Here is a 17,025-nt window from a genome sequence, read left to right as displayed (position 1 = left end):
CCAAAATAGCGTACGGTCGTCGTGAGACGAAGGGTGAGAACGCGATGGCGAGCACACGAGACTGGTTCGAGACGGTGGCCGAGGCCCAGCGGCGGGCGAAGAAGCGCCTGCCCAAGGGGGTCTATCTGGCGCTGGTGGCCGGCGCCGAGGCCGGCGTGACGATGGACGACAACGTCGCCGCGTTCAGCGAGCTGCGCTTCCGGCCGCACATCGCCGACCTGCCGGCCGAGCGGAGCCTGGCCACCACGGTGATGGGCCAGGACGTGAGCATGCCGGTGCTCATCTCGCCCACCGGTGTGCAGGCGGTGCACCCCGACGGCGAGCTGGCCGTGGCCCGGGCCGCCCGGGACGCGGGCACGGTCATGGCGCTGTCGTCGTTCGCGTCCAAGCCGGTCGAGCAGGTCGGCAAGGAGAACGACAAGCTGCTGTTCCAGTCGTACTGGGTGGGCACCCGCGAGGAGGTGCTGGCCCGCGCCGAGCGGGCCCGCGCGGCCGGCGCCAAGGGCCTGATCGTGACCGTGGACTGGGTGTTCGGCTACCGCCGCGACTGGGGGAGTCCGTACATCCCGGAGCGGATCAACCTGCAGGCCATGATGCGGTACGCACCGCAGGTCGTGCACAAGCCGGGATACCTGTGGACCTGGCTGCGCAGCGGCCACCTGCCCGACCTCGGCGTGCCCAACCTCGGCGCCCGCGAGGCGGCCGTGCCGACCTTCTTCGGCGCGTACGGCCAATGGATGGGCTCGTCCCAGCCGACCTGGGAGGACCTGGCCTGGCTGCGGGAGCAGTGGGGCGGCCCCTTCATGATCAAGGGCATCACCCGGGCCGACGACGCGCGCCGGGCCGTGGACATCGGCGCCACCGCGATCTCGGTGTCGAACCACGGCGGCAACAACCTCGACTCCACCCCGGCCAGCATCCGCAACCTGCCCGCCGTGGTCGACGCGGTCGGCGACCAGATCGAGGTGCTGCTCGACGGTGGCATCCGCCGCGGCAGCGACGTGGTCAAGGCCCTCGCCCTGGGCGCCAAGGCCGTCATGCTCGGCCGCGCCTACCTGTGGGGGATGGCCGCCGGTGGCCAGCGCGGCGTCACCAACGTCCTGGAGATCGTGCGGCAGGGCATCAGCGAGACCCTGCTGGGTCTCGGCAAGGCGTCCGTGCACGACCTCGACCGCGACGACGTCATCGTCCCCGCCGGGTTCACCCTCGACGACAAGGCCTGAGCGGCACCGGCGAGGCCACTGCCGCCCGGGCGGGAAAGTCCCGTGTGGGAGGATTCCCGCGACGAGCGGGAGCGATCGAGCGGAGACAGCGTGGCGGAGCCGGCGACCAGCGCGGACAAACCACCACCGGTCCGGACCGGCCGTCCCAGGGTCGCGTCCCGGGCCGAGCTCGAACGCCTCGGCTTCGCGCTGTTCGAGCGGCAGGGTTTCGACAACACCACGATCGACGACATCGCTGCGGCGGCCGGCATCGGCCGCCGCACGTTCTTCCGGTATTTCGCGTCCAAGAACGACCTGGTCTGGGGCGACTTCGAGGCCCAGCTGACCCGGCTGAGCGCGCTGCTGGCCGCGACCCCCGACCTGCCGATGATGGACGCGCTGCGCACCGCGGTGGTCGAGTTCAACCGGTTCGACGGCGACATCGTGCCCTGGCACCGTCGGCGGATGGAGCTCGTGCTGCACGTGCCCGCGCTGCGCGCCGACTCGACCCTGCGTTACCGCTCCTGGCAGGCGCTGATCACCGAGTTCGTGGCGGCGCGCACCGGGCTGCGGGCCACCGACCCGATCCCGCGGCTGCTCGGTCACCTCGCGCTGGCGACCAGCGTCGCCGCCTACGAGCTGTGGCTCGAGGAGGAGACGGCCGACCTCAGCGCGCTGCTCGACGCGTTGTTCCGCCGGCTGGCGACCGGCTTCCTCGACGTGCCGGAACGCCGCAGCTGAGGCAGCAGCGCGGCCACCGACCGGCCACGCAGGGCGGACAGCCACACCCCGGCGCCGTACGCGACATCGTCGAGCCGGTGGGCGAGCCAGTAGCGGGGCGGGTCGAGCTCGATCGTGTGGTTGTTCGCGTACTCCAGCACCACGTCGGCCACGGCGGCGACCGCGGCCGCCCGGCGCACCCGCCGGGAGACCAGGCAGCCCGCCACCGTGACCGGCCACCAGTGCCGGGTGACCAGGGCGCCGGTCTGCAGCAGGGTGCCGACCGCGCCACCGGCGGTGAGCCGCGCGGCGATCCCGGCCGAGCCCTCGACGTCGAGCTTGCGGGCGATCCGCACCGCGGTGACCCCGCAGATCGCTGCCGCGACCGGCAGCGACCAGCGGCGCTGGGCCAGCAGCGCGACGGTCAGGGCGGCGCTCCATGGCGCCACGATCGCCGGGGCGACCGACTGCGGGTGGCGGAGCGCGAGCGGGTGCGCGCCGGTGCCGTACTGCAGCTTGCGGACGAACCAGTCGCCGAACGCCGCCCGGTGCTCGTGCGCCGCGGCGACCGATGGTTCGAACCGGACCCGCCAGCCGGCCGCGACCGCCCGCCAGCCGAAGTCGACGTCCTCGGCGACCCGCATGCTCTCGTCGAACCCGTCGCCGATCGCGGCCACCCGGGCGACCGAACACGCCGTCGACGCCCAGGAGACGTACGACCCGGGCCGCACCGACGCCGGCCGGGCACCCAGATCCAGCGAGCCCCGCGCGTTCTCGAACCGCCCGATCCAGGTCTGTGACGACGCGGTGTGCAGCCCGGTGATGCGCGGCACCGCCACCGCCGTCCGCGGGTCGGTGAAGTGTCTGAGCAGGGTCGGCACGGTGTCCGCGGCCAGCACGATGTCGGAGTCCACGAACGCCACGAACGGCGTGCGCACCTCCCGCAGCCCGGCGTTGCGGGCACCGGCCGGCCCGAGGTTGTCCGGCAGCGCGAGCAGCCGCGCGCCGTGCCGGGCGGCGACCGCGGCGATGCCGGCCCGGTCGGTGGAGGCGTCGTCCACCACGATCACCTGATGGCTCGGGCCGATGCTGGCCAGCAGCCGGTCGAGCGGTCCGGGCCGGTCGTGCACCGGGATGACGTAGGTGCACCGGGCATCGGGATGCGCCGGCAGCTCACCGACGAGTGGATGCGCGATCGCGAGGTCGAGCAGCCGGTCGGCGAGTTTCGCGCTCGCCGCGTCACGCACCCGCAGCGTCCGGCCGGAGAACAGTGCCCGCGCGCGCGGTGTCAGCCGCAGCAGGTGGGTGGTGGGCGCCCCGCCGAGCAGGGCCCGGCCGTTGTCGACGACCCGGGTCTTCTCGTCGAGCACGACGACGAAACCGGGCGGCAGGGTGCTGGTGGGATCGGGTCCGGTCATGCGGATGTCGCCTCCACGGCCGTCAGTCTTCCGCGGGTGTCGGGGGTGAACCGGTCGATGCGGCGGGCGGTCTGGTCGACCAGCGCGTCCATCAGCAGCCGGCCTTCGTGCGCCGACGCGCCGGCCGGGTCGCCGAGCACGCCGTTCGGGGCGACCGACCGCACGCCGCCGGTGATCAGGTCCGGCAGCAGGTCGGCCAGCGGCCGGGTGTCGCCGGCGGCCGCAGCGGCCAGGCGGACCTCGTCCGGGGCCAGATGCAGCAGCACCGACGTCTCGGCCCGGCCGGCGTGCGCGTCGGCGCCGGGGAACACGCAGGGCGTCCACGCGACGTGGTGCCCCTCGGCCCGCAGCATGGTGACCGCCGCGTCGAGGGTGCGCACGTTGCCGCCGTGACCGTTGACGAAGACCACCCGCCCGGCCCACAGCGCCAGCGACCGTACCGTCTCGATGAGCACGAACCGCAGCGCCTCGTGCCCGATGGAGATCGTCCCGGGGAAACCCGCGTGCTCCCCGCTGTTGCCGAACGCGATGGCCGGCGTGACCAGCGCACCGGGCAGGAGCGCGGCCGCACCGGTGGCGACGGCCCGGGCGATCACGGTGTCCGTCGTCAGCGGGAGGTGCGGGCCATGCTGCTCGGTGGAACCCACCGGGACCAGGACCAACGCACGCGCCGTCGGCACATCGGGCCACACGGCGCGAGCCAGCTCGCTCATCACCGGGTTCCACCGAGCGTACGGGTGAAGCCGTCGGGGACGGCCAGGTCGTCCGGCCCCAACTCGTCGGTCGAGGCGTGCCCGAGGCCGAGGACCGCCGAGTCCAGCCCGCCGCGCAGGATGTCGAGCACGTTCTCGACGCCGGCCTGCCCGTTCGCGGCCAGCCCCCATAGGTACGCCCGGCCGATCAGCACCGCCCGCGCGCCCAGGGCGAGGGCCTTGGCCACGTCGCCGCCGCGCCGGATCCCGCCGTCGAGCAGCACCTCGACCTGGTCACCCACCGCCTCGGCGATCGACGGCAGCAGCCGGATGGTCGCCGGGGTGGTGTCGAGGTTGTTGCCGCCGTGGTTGGAGACCGACAGTGCGGTGACGCCCGCGTCCACCGCGCGCCGCGCGTCGTCGACCCGGCTGACGCCCTTGAGTAGCACCGGCCCGCCCCACTGCCGGGCCAGCCAGGCGATGTCCGCCCAGGTCGGCGGCGTCGACTCCTGCCATTCCCGGTACGCGCCGAAGAACGTCGGCACCCCACCGCCGGGCTGGCGCATGTTCGGCGTGGTCAGGTCCGGCAGCCGCCCGGCCCGCGCGAACCGCCACAGCCAGCCGGGATGCGGCAGCACGTCCGGTGCCATCCGCAGCATGGTCCGCAGGTCGACCCGCTCCGGGATCGTCGGGCTGCCCCAGTCCCGGCCGTGCGAGAACGACCAGTCCAGGGTGACGATCAGTGCCGTGCACCCGGCGGATCGGGCCCGTTCCATCCGCTGCACGATCGTGTCGCGCCCGCCGCTCCAGTAGATCTGGAACGCGGTGGCCGGGTTGGCCGCGACCACTGCTTCGACCGGCTGGGACGCGAACGAGCTCAACCCCATGATCACGCCCCGGGTGGCGGCGGCCCGGGCGACCGCGACCTCGCCGTCCGGGTGCGCGGCCTGCACCCCGGTCGGCGAGATCAGCACCGGCATGGCGGTCGGCATCCCCAGCACGGTGGTGCTCAGGTCCCGCTTCGGGTGATGGCCGACCACCCGGGGTGCGAAGCCCAGCTCACCGAACGCGGCGACGTTGTCGGCGACCGTGCTGCCGCGTTCCGACCCGGCCAGCAGCGCGCCGTACACCGCGTACGGCAGGCGCCGCCGGGCCCGCCGTTGCGCCTCCGCGACCGTCTCGAACCACGGGTTGCGCAGCATCAGCGCAGATCCGCACCGGCCAGCGGTGACTCCTCGCAGAAGCTGACCGGCGGGCGCGCCAGGTCGTCGCGCCGGGAGATGGTGACACTCACCGGACGCTTCGCCGGCGCGGTGCGATGCGAGTGGTCCCCGGACGGGCGCGGCACCTCACCGCGGACCCCGGCCAGCAACGCCTCGCCGTAGCCCTGCACGCATTCCGGGTCCGGCCCGTCCAGGGGCAGCCCGGTGAAGAACTTGGCTGCCATGCACCCGCCCTTGCAGGTGTCGAAGAACGCGCACGAGCTGCACGCGCCACCCTGCTGCGGCTCGCGCAGCTGCAGGAACAGCGGCGAGTGGCGCCACACCCCGGCGAAGCCGCCCGTGCCGAGCACGTTGCCGGCCAGGAACTCGTCGTGGATGGCGAACGGGCAGGCGTACACGTCGCCGATCGGGTCGATCAGGCACACCACCCGGCCCGCGCCGCACAGGTTGAGCCCGGGCAGCGCCTCGCCGAACGCCGACAGGTGGAAGAACGAGTCGCCGGTCAGCACCTGGTCACCGTTGGCGACCAGCCAGTCGTAGAGTTCGCGCTGCTGGTGCGGCAGCGGGTGCAGGTCGTCCCAGACGTCGGCGCCGCGGCCGGACGGGCGCAGCCGGGTCAGCCGCAGCTGGGCGCCGTACCGGTCGGCGATCTGCTTGAACTCGTCCAGCTGGGCGATGTTGTGCCGGGTGCACACCACCGACAGTTTGAAGTTCGTCATGCCGGCCTCGGCCAGGTTGGCCATCGCCCGCATCGCCATGTCGTAGGAGCCCCGGCCCCGGACCGCGTCGTTCACCTCGGCGGTCGCACCGTCGAGCGAGATCTGCACGTCGACGTAGTCGTTGGCGGCCAGGCGAGCGGCGACCTGCGGAGTGATCCGGACGCCGTTGGTGGAGAACTTGACGCCGACGTGGTGCTCGGTGGCGTAGTCGAGCAGCTCCCAGAAGTCCGGGCGCACGGTCGGCTCGCCACCGCCGATGTTGACGTAGAAGACCTGCATGGCCTCCAGCTCGTCGATGACGGCCTTGGCCTGCTCGGTGCTCAGTTCCCGCGGGTCGCGCCGGCCGGAGCTGGACAGGCAGTGCGTGCAGGACAGGTTGCAGGCGTAGGTGAGTTCCCAGGTCAGGCAGATCGGGGCGTCGAGACCGTACTCGAACAGATCTACCAGGCGTTCGGTGCGGGCCGGCGGCGCTTGCAGCTCAATGGTCATCGGCGGGGCTCCTTTCGAGCAGCATGGACGACCGGGCGAGCACGGTCAGCGCTCGGGCGTAGCGGGGGATGTCGTCGGCGCCGACGCCGGCGTCCTGGCAGGCGGCGCGGGCGGTCGGTGCGGTCGCGAGCGCCTGCACGACGGCGAGCAGTCCGCGGTCCTTGAGGAAGGACAGCTTGCGGGTGCCGAAGTGGTAGAGCAGCGCGCCGAAGGGCTCGGGCCGCACCGAGACCTGCGGGTGCAGGTCCCAGGCGCGGTCCAGGTCGAAAACCGTTGCGGTGGGCATGGCGCAGCGCTTAGTAGACGCCGCACATGCCGTCGATCGAGACCTCTTCGACCAGGTCGTCGGCCTCGATCAGATTGTCGGCCGGAACCTGCTCGACGACGGTCTCGGCGGGGTTGTCGGCAGTCTTCTGCTCATCCATGATTTCCTCCTCTGCCTGGGCGGACTCCCTGGAGTCGCACCGGGTGGCGATGACCCGACGCTAGTGGCGACACGCCGGCCATGGGCTGGCTTCGAGACTAATGGCATGCGGTGCCAAAATGGAAGTGTGGACGTGCCCGAACCTGCTGACGTCGTCGTGATCGGTGCAGGTGCCGCCGGCGCCGTCCTCGCGGCCCGGCTCAGTGAGGACCCCGGCCGGAGCGTCGTCCTGCTCGAAGCCGGCGCCGTGGAGATCGCCCCGGAAATGCTCGACGCGCGCGGTGTCCCCGGCGCGCAGCCCGGCCACCCGGCCACGGTCAGCTACCCGGTGACCCTGACACCCGGCCGGGACTGGCACGTGCTCCGCGGCCGGATCCTCGGCGGGTCCACGACGGTCAACGGCGGCTACTTCATCCGCGCCCGCCCGGAGGACTTCACCCGCTGGTCGCAGCCGGGCAACCCGGCCTGGACCTACGATCGCGTGCTGCCGTTGCTGCGCCGCCTGGAGTCGGACCTCGACCATCCCACCGGCGACCTGCACGGCCACGACGGGCCGATGCCGATCCGCCGGTCCAGTCTGGAGCATCCCGCGGCCGCCGCGTTCCGCCGCGGTGCCGAGGCCCTCGGCTTCCCGTGGGAGCCGGACAAGAACGGCCCGGGCCGCCCCGGCTTCGGCCCGGTGCCCGGCAACGTCGACTCCGGGATCCGGTACAACACCGGCCTGGCGTACCTGTCCGCCGACGTCCGGGCCCGCCCCCACCTGACCGTGATCGGAGGGTGCCGGGCCACCCGCATCCGCACCGAGCGGGGTCGTGTCACCGGCGTCGTCACCCCGTACGGCGTCGTCGCGGCCCGCGCGGTCGTGCTCAGCGCCGGCGCCTTCGCCACCGCGCAGCTGCTGTTGCTCTCCGGGATCGGACCGCGCGCCGACCTCGAGCGCCTGGGCATCCCGGTCGTCCGGGACGCCCCCGCCGTCGGCGCCCGGTTCAGCGACCATCCCCAGCTCGTGCTGCAGTGGCAGCCCCGCGACGACCTCGGACCTCCCGACGGCTCCTGGCTCGGCGGCTGCCTGCACCTGAACTCGAGTGCGGCCGCCGTTGGCGGCCCGGGCGACCTGGAGGTCCTGCAGTCACTGACCCCGATGGCGACGCTGACCGGCGCCACCGCGCAGCCCGGCGGCCCGCTGGCCTTCCTGGTCGCCGATCAGACGCCGAGCCCGATCGGCACGCTGCGCCTACGCTCGGCCGACCCGGACCAGGTCCCCGTCATCGACTACGGCTACCTGCAGTCGCCGGCCAGCCTCGGCCGCCTGCGCGAGGCGGTGCGGGTCACCGCCGAGATCGTGGCCAGCATGCCGATGCCGGGTCAGCTGCTCGGGCCGTCGCCCGCGACCCTGCGCGACGATCAGCACCTGGACAACTGGATCCGGAGCCATCTCGGCACGGCCCAGCACACCTGCGGCACCGCCCCGATGGGCCCGCCCGACGGCCCGGCCCCCGGCGTCGCCGACCAGTACGGCCGGGTGCACGGAGTCACCGGCCTGCGGATCGCCGACACCGCGCTGCTGCCCGACGCACCACACCGAGGCCCGGCCGCCACCGCAGTCCTGATCGGCGAACTGATCGCCGACGCCATCCGGCTCGAGGAGGCCTGACCTCCCGGCTCAGATGCGGCGCCGGCCGATCACCTGGTGCAATTCGGCGCTGATGCCGACGCGCTCGCACGGCTCGACGTCGGTCACCTGGGCGGGCGCGCCGAACAGGGCAGTCAGCTCGGACTGCATCGTCGCTGCCGGGCCGCCGTTCGGCAGGTGTTCGGGCCACAGTAGACGTGTTCGCCGTCCGTGGTGCCCCGATGTCGATGTTCTTCGGCTACTCGCAGACCTCGCCGTCGCCGTCGCGGTCCTGGTACCAGTCGTACTCGGGATCTGAACCCTCGCGGTAGGGGCCGTAGCCTGCGGCGTTGGCTTTCGCGCAGGACGAGAACCGCGGATCGGTGCCGGCGTCCTCGTCAGGTTCGCTGTCCTGGTCCTCATCGTCCTGAAGGAGGGGATCGTCGTCGCCGTTCACCTCGCAGCCTTCACCGTCCCCGTCGAGGTCGAACTTCTTCTGAAAGCCCGCCTGCCCCTTGCGGATCGGAGCCTTGCCGGCCGCCTCGACGTCGTCGCAGTCGGTGTAGGAGACCGGCTTGGGTTTCGGTGCCGGCGACTTCGATGTCGGTGCGACGCTGCTGCGAACCGGTGCGGCTGCCGCGGTTGACGGCGACGCGGTGGCGGTCACCGGTTGCGCGATCGCCGGGGCTGCTCCGGGATCCGCGGCCTTCTTCGGCGTCTCCGAGTCCGGAGCGAAGAGGGCGATCCCGCAGAAGAACAGCAGCAGAGCGCCGATCACGCCAAGGCTGATCTTGTGCCATCGCTTCCACCGGGAGGGCGGCCTCGGGGAAACCGGCAGCACGGTTGTCGGATAGGGCGGCGGAAAGCCGGTTGGCCCGAATGCCTGCGGGCCATAGTGAGGCTGCGGCGGCGGAGTGATGCCGGGCGGAGGGAGCGCGGAATACGGGCCGTGCGGGTATTGGTCTGGGACACCGGACTGCGCCCAGGGATCTTGAGGAGGCTGCGTCACGGGCGGAGTATGTCCGACTGTCCGGATCCGCGGTAAGTAGCCGATCGGGCACCCTCGAACAACGACTATTCGGCACTCCAATAGCGACGCCGCCGCAATCCGACTACCGGAGCAATCGCCTCGTAGATCGGGGAGGTGTCGCTATCCGGTCGGCGGATCAGTCCATCGCGCCGGTGTGTCTATCGTGCCCGGGTGGGTTTCTCCATCAAATTGGCTCCGGGCGTGCGTATTCGTGCGTCGTCGCGAGGCGTACGTGCCAGTGTCGGTCCGCGAGCAGCGCGGGTTCATGTCGGCGGCGGCCGGGCCGGGTTCTCGTCAGGGATCGGTCCGGTCAGCTTCTACACTGCGGCCGGCGGGGGTCGTCGACCGTCGTCCGGAAGCGCGGCGGCCAGCCATCGGCAACAGGTGCTTGCCCAGCAACGACAGATGCAACAGCACGAGCGCCTGCTGACCGCGCAGGCCCTGAACGCGTCGTTGCAGCACATTCTTCAGATTCACCGGACCGACTTCCCGGCTGCTCAGCGCCCGGTGGCGCCCGAGCCACCGGTCCCGGACCGGGCCGGCATCTACAGGCACTACGAGAAACAGGCACTCGCCGGGATCGGGCTTCTGCAGCGCAGCGCACGAGTGAAGGCGAAACAGGACGCGGCCGCGTGGACCGTCACCGAAGTCGCCCGCCAGCATGCCGTCCTGGAGTCGACACGCGGGCAATGGCAGCACGAACTGGATGAGCAGTGGCGAATGCTGTGCGCGAATGACCCGGACGTGGTGTTGGCCACGCTCACGGAAGCGTTCGGTGACAACGAGGCCGCTGCCGCGCCGGTCGGCATTGATGGTGCCGAGGTGTCCCTGGTGGTCCTGGTCCCGCAGGTGGACGACGTCATCCCGGAGCAGATGCCCGAGATCACCGCCAGCACGGTCAGGTTCAAGAAGCTGACCCAGACTGCCCGCGCTGACTACTACAAGTGGTACGTGTGTGGTCAGGTGCTCGTGACCGTGCGGGAGGCATTCGCGGTCAGTCCCGCTCTGGCCCGCGCGACGGTGGCGGTGCTGCGTGACGACGGCCGTGAGGTGTTCGGTGCTCGTGCGGTGTCCTGCCTGCTCGCCGCCACGGTCCACCGTGACCGTCTCGATCGGGTGCAATGGCATCAGGACGACGACTCGGCGGCGATCCTCAACGCGGTCACCGACGACGTCCTGCTCAACGTGAAAGGGCGGACCAAGGCATTGCACCCTGTCGACCTTTCCGGCGAAGCCGAGATAGCCGCATTGATCGCGGCGGTCGATCTGGACGAACTGACCAACTGAAAGCCTGCGGGCGCCGTTCTGATTTCGCTCGCAGTAGCCGGTGTATCCGGCATCATGGCGTGCGTGGCTGCGGCCAACCCGAACGTGACGATCACCGTGCTTTTCGATCGTTGGGGACTGCGCGGAATCTCGTCCGGAGGAACAGCCATGCCATCAACCAGGGGTGAGCGGGATGGAAAGTCCCTGCAGCGGCGCTTGCAGGTACTCCAGATGCCGGTGGTGCCGCTGCGTCGCGCGGGATTCCTGGACCCGTCACCGACTGATCCGGATTGGGAACGGACTCCACAGGCCGTGGGCGTCGGCCCGGATCACCAAGTATTGGCGGTGTGGAATCATCGCCACCACTCGCACCGCAGGCTGGTGACGATTCACGACGGTGGCCGGGTTCCCCTCGACTCGGTAGCCCTGGACGGGTGCTTACAGCCGCACTTCGTGCAGCCGCTTCCTGAGGGCCGACTCCTGCTGGTCCAAGCACGGAGGCGACAAGGCGACAACAATGCCGAGATCTGGAGTTCTGACGGGCACCGGCTTCATGCAGGCGATCTTGGCGATGCCATCGAAGACGTGCTGACCACCCCCACCGGTGAGATCTGGGTCAGTTATTTCGACGAGGCGATGGGCGGCAGTGGTCCGCAAACACACGGTCTTGCCCGTTTCAGCGACGATCTGCGACCAGTCTGGCTCTACCCGGGTAATACGGTGCCGCCGGTTCCGGAGATTTTTGACTGTTACGCGGTGAACGTGGCCGGTGAAACGGCCTGGACCTGTGCTTATACCGAATTCCATCTGGTCTCCGCATGTGGAGAGCGCGCCGCCGACCATGGTCAGTCACCGTACCGAAGTGCCCAGCGGCTTCTCATCGATGGCCGCACCGGGGCACTCCTCAGCGGGCCGGGCCCCGAGTACGACCTGATCAGCGGCTTCAGATCAACCCGGATGGCGTGGTGACGACCGGCTCACCACAGCGACTGGTGCTACCAGACGGCTTGGAACTGCCCGCCGCCAGATCGACCTGCCGCGGGCCGGACCTGCACGTCATAATCTGCAGCACCTGGTATCGCGCTGACCTTCCATTGCTCAGCACGGAAGGTATTCGCCCGTAGCAACAACCGAACCTGGTGAGCCGTGACGGTCAGAGCTCCTTCGCCAGGTTGCGGCCGGTCTCGTGGAAGCCGAGCTGCTCATACAAGGCGCGCGCGCCCGCATTGTGCGCGAACACGTGCAGACCGATTCTGGTCAGGCCGTTGGCGTGGCACCAGCTTTCGGCGGCCAGCATGATGGCGCGGCCGTAACCCTGCCGGCGGACGTCCTGTTCCACGGCGACGTTGTAGACGAACGCGGTCTCGCGGGTGACCTTGACCCAGAGGAAACCGACGCGGCGCTCGCCGTCGTAGGCGTACCAGAAGTGGTGGCCGGGGGTGGCCTGCTCCGACGGCAGCAGCTGCGCGTAGGTGTCGGCGGCGGTGCTGGCCGCGGCCTCGGCGGACTGGCCCGACCCGACGAGACTGTCCGCGTAGTGGACTTCGGCCTCGGCGCGCCAGGGCTGGTACTGATCCTCGGTCATCGGCTCCAGCCGCACGTCTGTCATGACCGACAAACTAGCGAGCCGAGCCCACCGCTGGCCCGGCGGTGCGACGATGACGACCATGACCGTCGACTACACCGTGCGACTGCGGTTCTCCGAGGACTCGCAGGCCGCGGCCACCCACACCAACCTCTCCGCGGTACGCCTCGACGGGCCGGTGTTGTGGATCGCCGGGGACGAGACCGCGACCATCGAACGCCTCACCGCCGACAACCCGGAGCGGCCGGCCGAGTTCGGGGACGAGGCGCGGTTCCGGCTCGGTGACCTGGTCGACCTGCCCGGTGCGGACGCCGACGAGGAAGCCGACGTGGAGGGGCTGGCCCGCAGCGGGCACTTCCTCTGGGCGGTCGGGTCGCACAGTCTGCGCCGCAAGCAGATCCGCAGCCATCACGACGGGCCGAAGGCCCTCAAGCGGCTCGCGCGCACCGAGGGGCAGGACAACCGGCAGATCCTGGTACGGCTGCCGATCGCGGACGTCGACGGGGTGCCCACGCCCGTACCGGAAAAGGTTGTTGATGGGGTGCGGCACCAGGCCGCGGCCTTGAGCGGGAAGGACGACCTGCGCCGGCTGCTGCGCGACGACGAGCATCTGGCGCGGTTCCTGCCGATCCCCGGCAAGGACAACGGGCTGGACATCGAGGGCATCGCGGTGCGTGACGACCGGGTCTACCTGGGACTGCGCGGGCCGGTGCTGCGCGGGTGGGCGTTCGTGCTGGAGGTGCGTCCCTACGTGACCGAGGACGAGCCGGCCCGGCTGCGGTTGCGGCCGTTCGAGGACGGGCGGCCGTACCGTAAGCATGTTCTTGATCTGAACGGCCTCGGCGTGCGGGACCTCTGTCCGGACGGTGACGATCTGCTCGTGCTGGCCGGGCCGACCATGGCGCTCGACGGACCGGTGCGGATCTACCGCTGGCACGGGGCGGCGCGCACCGAGATGCCGTCGATCGTGCGCGACAAGCTGATCAGCCGGGAGCTGGAGCTGACCTTCGGCGAGGGCGACGATCACGCCGAGGGGATGAGCATGCTCGGCGACGACCGGGTCCTCGTTGTCTATGACAGCCCGGCGGCCGCGCGGCTGACCGAGGACGGCACGGTGATCGCCGACGTGCTGCTGCTGCCGGGCCGGTGAACGTAGATCAGGGGTGTTTGTGCGGGTCGGGGCGCACCCGGTTGTGCTTGGCCACCCGCAGGCCGATCAGCGCGGCGGCGACATACGCGCCCAGCTGCACGAAGTAGCCGCCGGGCAGCCAGCGCAGTGCACCGGCGTCCTGGTTGACGACGAGCCGGATCACACCCTGAGCGCCGAGCGCGAGCAGGATCAGACCGAAGACGAGCCACACGGCCTGGCGCATCGTCGCCTCCTCAGGCCGGTTCCGCCGTTGTGCCGAGCGTAGGCGGCGGACCGGAACCCGGCGGCCGGTTCCGCGGAAACCTAGACGTCGAGGCCGGCGGTGATGGTGGTGCCGGGCTCGGTGGTGATGTCCAGGTGGTCGGCGATCTGCCGCACGATCCACAGGCCGCGCCCGCCCGGCGACGACAGCGGCGCCGGCCGCCGACCGGCTTCCTGCGGCCGGGCGAGTCCCGGTCCGTCGTCGCTGACCTGCAAAAACACACTTCCTTCGGTACGCCAGAGCCGCAACCGGCCGGAGCCCCCGCCGTGCCGGAACGCGTTCGTGGCCAGCTCGGTGGCGATCAGCAGCAGCGTGCTGAGCCGCTCCTCGGGCAGCCCGAGCGCGACGGCGTGCGCGGCCACCGCGGAACGCACCGCGTAGAGACTGTGGCTGTCGAACTCCTGGAGCAGAGAGGTTTTCTGCGGCGATTCACTCTCGTCAGCGCCTCGCTCGGTTGTCATCGCGCGGGCTGTACCCGAAGTTGGCCCGCTTCATCCGCGCCGACCAGCCGCAACGTCTCGGTCACGCTCCCGCCGCACGAGATGATCATGTGGCGGTCGGTGGGCAGGCTCAGCGCCGCCTTGGCGATCACGGTGGCCGTGGTGATGTCGATGAACCGGAGTTTTCCCAGGTTGACGTGGATGTCGTCGTCCAGGCGCAACGCTTCGGAGAGCGCCTGCTGCAGCGGTTCGAGGCGGGTGTAGTCCAGCTCGCCGGCGATCCGGATGCCCGGCGGGCGGTGCTGGCGGCAGATCCGCAGCAGCGCGTCGTCGTGGTAGGCGACCGCGGCGACCGTCTTGGCGTGCGCCTCGGCCGCGAACGCCAGCGTGACCGGGTCGAAGCCGTCCCGGTCGTACTGGCAGATCGCGGTCAACCGGCCATCGGTGCTCAGATCCGCGGCCCGGGATTCGAACGCGAGCAGCTCCTGCACCGCGGCGACCGGCTGGGTGGCCCACCACATGTCCGCGGTGACCCGCAGGCCGTCGTAGCCCTGCTCGCGGGCCAGGGCGATCTCCGCGGTCAGCGTGTCGAGGGTGTCGGTGGCGCTGGTGCTGGTGCTGCCGTTGGCGAACCACAGCCGCCCGCCCTCGGCGATCGCCAGCTGCCCGGTCGCGGTGGCCCGGGCGACGGCGAGGCCCCGCCAGGAGAGTTCCTCGGTCAGCTTCTCCGGCGAGATCGAGTCGGTGAAGCAGAGCACTTTGTGACCCCGGTCCAGCCCGGCGGCCACGAAGTCGGCGATGAGGTCGAGACGCTCGTCGGGATCGGAGTACGTCAGGCAGACGTGGTCACCGTCCTCGATCGCATCCACTGTCACGGCATCGCTCAATGCACTCTCCCACCCTCGGCACGACCGCCACCAAGTTAGTGCATCGCCCGGAACGCGGGCCACGACCTCGCCGACGATCGCCGCCGGACGTGCGGCGTCCGGCGGCGATCGAGGAATTTCCGGTGGTCAGGCGTCCGCTTTTTTCAAGCGGTAGGCGGCGGCGACAAGAGCAGCTATCACGTACGCGGTGAAGACCGCCAGCCCCGACCACGGCCCGAGCGAGCCGTCCGAGGTGTGCAGCGCCATCACCGCGCTCCCCGCGTTGCTCGGCAGATACGGCGACACCGTCTCGGCGAGCGACCCGGGCAGCAGCATCATCAACCCGGGCAGGATCAGCAGGCCCCCGGCGAGCACCGCGATGCTCCCGGCGCTGGAGCGCAGCAGCGTGCCGAGCGCGACACCGAGCACCGCGACCAGGCCGAGATACAGCCCCGCCCCGACCAGGGCACGCAGCACCCCGGCGTCACCGATCCCGAGCGCGGCCACCCCGCTGTCCAGCAGCGGGCTGCCGATCGTGAACGCGAGCACCGCGGCGACCGTCATCACCCCGAAGGTGATGCCCCCGGCGATCAGCGCCTTGGACCAGAGCACCGGGGTGCGGGCCGGCACGGCGGTCAGCGTGGCCCGGATCATCCCGGTGCTGTACTCGCCGGCCGACAGCAGCACGCCGAGCACCCCGACGGCGAGCGCGGCGAGCGTGGTGCCGGACAGCGCCAGGCTGACCGCGTCCGAACCCATCCCTGCGCGGCCGACCATCGCCGCGATCAGTCCGAAAGCGATCACCAGCACCGCGGAGACCCCGGTGGTGATCCAGGTGGAGCGCAGCGTCGAGAACTTGGTCCACTCCCCGGCGAGCACGCCGCGCGCGGTCAGTCGATAAGCGGGCCGGGCCGGGGCAAAGGCGGTAGTCATCGGGCAAGCTCCAACTGGCTGACGTATTCGACGGATTCCCTGGTCAGGTCCATGAACGCCTCTTCGAGCGACACGGTCCGCGGGGTGAGTTCGAAGAGCGGGATGCCGTGCTCGGCCGCGACCACCCCGATCTGGCGTGGTTCGAGCCCGGCGACCAGCAGTTCCTCCTCGGCGACCCGGGTGATCGTGACGCCGGGGCCGGCCAGCAGCCCGCCGAGCAGGGCGGTGGCCGTCGTACCGACCGTCACCCCGCCGCCGGCGGCCTGGGCGACCAGGCTTTCCACGCTGGTGTCGGCGAGCAGCTTGCCGCGGCCGATCACGACGAGGTGGTCGGCGATCAGCGAGGTCTCGCTCATCAGGTGTGAGGACAGCACCACGGTGCGGCCCTCGGCGGCGAGCCGGGCCAGCAGGTGCCGGACCCAGAGGACACCTTCGGGGTCGAGGCCGTTGACCGGTTCGTCGAGCATCACCACGCCGGGGTCGCCGAGCAGCGCGGCGGCGATGCCGAGCCGCTGGCCCATGCCGAGCGAGAAGTTGCCGACCCGTTTGCCGGCCACCTTGGTCAGCCCGGCCAGCTCGATCACCTCGTCGACCCGCCGGCGGGGGATGCCGTGCGTGCGGGCCAGGGTGAGCAGGTGGTTGCCGGCGGTCCGGCCCGGGTGCACGGCCTTGGCGTCGAGCAGCACGCCGATCTCCTGCAACGGCGCGGTGTGCTCGGCGTACCGGCGGCCGTTGACCAGCACTTCACCGGAGGTGGGCGTGTCCAGCCCGACGATCATCCGCATGGTGGTGGACTTGCCGGCGCCGTTCGGCCCGAGGAACCCGGTCACCTGACCGGGCTGCGCGGTGAACGTGAGCTGGTCGACCACGGTCTTCTCGCCGTAACGCTTGCTGACCTGCTTGACCTCGATCATCGGCGGTCCCTCCTGACGTGCCGGGTGGACCGGCTTCCGGAATCCATCGTGCGTGTCCGGGCAGCCCGGCCGCCTCGTCC

General features: G+C 71.1%; 19 protein-coding genes. 6 read left to right on the top strand and 13 right to left on the bottom strand.

Translation table 11 applies throughout. The annotated features are described in order from the left end of the window. Positions 1-44: 44 nt before the first annotated feature. Together mftD (Apa02nite_RS33115) and mftR are read left to right on the top strand one after the other, a co-directional pair. Entirely contained in the window at positions 45-1,223 is a 1,179-nt protein-coding gene (mftD, locus tag Apa02nite_RS33115) for a pre-mycofactocin synthase MftD (RefSeq protein ID WP_203828545.1), read from the top strand. Positions 1,224-1,313: 90 nt separating this feature from the next. Next, entirely contained in the window at positions 1,314-1,943 is a 630-nt protein-coding gene (mftR, locus tag Apa02nite_RS33110; protein WP_203828544.1) for a mycofactocin system transcriptional regulator MftR, read from the top strand. Here mftR and mftF read toward each other — a convergent pair. Genes mftF through mftA form a run of 6 tightly spaced genes read right to left on the bottom strand, consistent with a single transcriptional unit; the run spans position 1,835 to position 6,888 of the window. Then, complete coding sequence (gene mftF / locus Apa02nite_RS33105; RefSeq protein ID WP_203828543.1) at positions 1,835-3,340, bottom strand: mycofactocin biosynthesis glycosyltransferase MftF; 1,506 nt, start codon at positions 3,338-3,340, stop codon at positions 1,835-1,837. The two genes, mftR and mftF, sit on opposite strands and share 109 nt — an antisense overlap. Next, entirely contained in the window at positions 3,337-4,053 is a 717-nt protein-coding gene (gene mftE, locus Apa02nite_RS33100; protein ID WP_239164734.1) for a mycofactocin biosynthesis peptidyl-dipeptidase MftE, read from the bottom strand. The genes mftF and mftE overlap by 4 nt, the downstream gene beginning before the upstream one ends. Then, positions 4,053-5,234, bottom strand: coding sequence for a pre-mycofactocin synthase MftD (mftD, locus tag Apa02nite_RS33095; RefSeq protein ID WP_203828541.1), 1,182 nt, complete (start codon positions 5,232-5,234; stop codon positions 4,053-4,055). Before mftD (Apa02nite_RS33095) ends, mftE begins: the two co-directional genes overlap by 1 nt. Beyond that, the gene (gene mftC, locus Apa02nite_RS33090; RefSeq protein ID WP_203828540.1) at positions 5,234-6,463 is read right to left on the bottom strand and encodes a mycofactocin radical SAM maturase; all 1,230 of its coding nucleotides are present in this window, start codon (positions 6,461-6,463) and stop codon (positions 5,234-5,236) included. Before mftC ends, mftD (Apa02nite_RS33095) begins: the two co-directional genes overlap by 1 nt. Beyond that, positions 6,453-6,749 (bottom strand): mycofactocin biosynthesis chaperone MftB, encoded by a 297-nt coding sequence (gene mftB / locus Apa02nite_RS33085; protein WP_203828539.1) that lies wholly within the window; start codon positions 6,747-6,749, stop codon positions 6,453-6,455. Before mftB ends, mftC begins: the two co-directional genes overlap by 11 nt. Before the next feature lie 10 nt (positions 6,750-6,759). After that, positions 6,760-6,888: a mycofactocin precursor MftA gene (gene mftA / locus Apa02nite_RS33080; RefSeq protein ID WP_203828538.1), complete on the bottom strand. Its 129-nt coding sequence runs from the start codon at positions 6,886-6,888 to the stop codon at positions 6,760-6,762. A gap of 132 nt (positions 6,889-7,020) precedes the next feature. On the opposite strand from mftA, the gene Apa02nite_RS33075 reads away from it, so the two are divergent. Then, positions 7,021-8,541, top strand: a complete 1,521-nt coding sequence (locus tag Apa02nite_RS33075; RefSeq protein WP_239164733.1) for a GMC family oxidoreductase — start codon at positions 7,021-7,023, stop codon at positions 8,539-8,541. A 217-nt stretch (positions 8,542-8,758) separates the two neighbouring features. Here the strand turns inward: Apa02nite_RS33075 and Apa02nite_RS33070 are convergent, their stop codons facing one another. Next, the gene (locus Apa02nite_RS33070) at positions 8,759-9,508 is read right to left on the bottom strand and encodes an excalibur calcium-binding domain-containing protein (protein ID WP_203828536.1); all 750 of its coding nucleotides are present in this window, start codon (positions 9,506-9,508) and stop codon (positions 8,759-8,761) included. Between the two features lie 192 nt (positions 9,509-9,700). On the opposite strand from Apa02nite_RS33070, the gene Apa02nite_RS33065 reads away from it, so the two are divergent. After that, the gene (locus Apa02nite_RS33065) at positions 9,701-10,816 is read left to right on the top strand and encodes a DUF4236 domain-containing protein (RefSeq protein WP_203828535.1); all 1,116 of its coding nucleotides are present in this window, start codon (positions 9,701-9,703) and stop codon (positions 10,814-10,816) included. A gap of 63 nt (positions 10,817-10,879) precedes the next feature. Next, positions 10,880-11,764 carry a hypothetical protein gene (locus Apa02nite_RS33060; RefSeq protein WP_203828534.1) on the top strand — a complete coding sequence of 295 codons (885 nt, stop codon included), beginning with the start codon at positions 10,880-10,882 and terminating at the stop codon, positions 11,762-11,764. Between the two features lie 184 nt (positions 11,765-11,948). Here Apa02nite_RS33060 and Apa02nite_RS33055 read toward each other — a convergent pair whose 3' ends face one another. After that, positions 11,949-12,404, bottom strand: a complete 456-nt coding sequence (locus Apa02nite_RS33055; protein WP_203828533.1) for a GNAT family N-acetyltransferase — start codon at positions 12,402-12,404, stop codon at positions 11,949-11,951. 49 nt (positions 12,405-12,453) lie between these two features. Here Apa02nite_RS33055 and Apa02nite_RS33050 point away from each other — a divergent pair, with 49 nt between their 5' ends. Further along, a complete protein-coding gene (locus tag Apa02nite_RS33050; RefSeq protein WP_239164732.1) occupies positions 12,454-13,530 on the top strand; it encodes a DUF3616 domain-containing protein in 1,077 nt (358 codons plus the stop codon). 7 nt (positions 13,531-13,537) lie between these two features. On the opposite strand, the gene Apa02nite_RS33045 is transcribed toward Apa02nite_RS33050, so the two are convergent. The 5 genes from Apa02nite_RS33045 to Apa02nite_RS33025 all read right to left on the bottom strand — a co-directional run bounded on the left by Apa02nite_RS33045 (position 13,538) and on the right by Apa02nite_RS33025 (position 16,945). After that, a complete protein-coding gene (locus Apa02nite_RS33045; RefSeq protein ID WP_067697395.1) occupies positions 13,538-13,753 on the bottom strand; it encodes a hypothetical protein in 216 nt (71 codons plus the stop codon). An 80-nt stretch (positions 13,754-13,833) separates the two neighbouring features. Then, positions 13,834-14,253, bottom strand: coding sequence for an ATP-binding protein (locus Apa02nite_RS33040; protein ID WP_203828532.1), 420 nt, complete (start codon positions 14,251-14,253; stop codon positions 13,834-13,836). After that, positions 14,250-15,107, bottom strand: a complete 858-nt coding sequence (locus tag Apa02nite_RS33035; RefSeq protein ID WP_203828531.1) for an MEDS and STAS domain-containing protein — start codon at positions 15,105-15,107, stop codon at positions 14,250-14,252. Before Apa02nite_RS33035 ends, Apa02nite_RS33040 begins: the two co-directional genes overlap by 4 nt. Before the next feature lie 138 nt (positions 15,108-15,245). Then, the gene (locus Apa02nite_RS33030; protein WP_203828530.1) at positions 15,246-16,031 is read right to left on the bottom strand and encodes an ABC transporter permease; all 786 of its coding nucleotides are present in this window, start codon (positions 16,029-16,031) and stop codon (positions 15,246-15,248) included. Beyond that, on the bottom strand, positions 16,028-16,945 hold the full coding sequence (locus Apa02nite_RS33025) for an ABC transporter ATP-binding protein (RefSeq protein ID WP_203828529.1): 918 nt from the start codon (positions 16,943-16,945) through the stop codon (positions 16,028-16,030). The genes Apa02nite_RS33030 and Apa02nite_RS33025 overlap by 4 nt, the downstream gene beginning before the upstream one ends. Between the last annotated feature and the right edge of the window lie 80 nt (positions 16,946-17,025).

It is taken from the genome of Actinoplanes palleronii, assembly GCF_016862315.1.
Taxonomy (GTDB): domain Bacteria; phylum Actinomycetota; class Actinomycetes; order Mycobacteriales; family Micromonosporaceae; genus Actinoplanes; species Actinoplanes palleronii.
The sequence above is the reverse complement of the archived record's forward strand: the minus strand, read 5'-3'. Positions and strand labels throughout refer to the sequence as shown.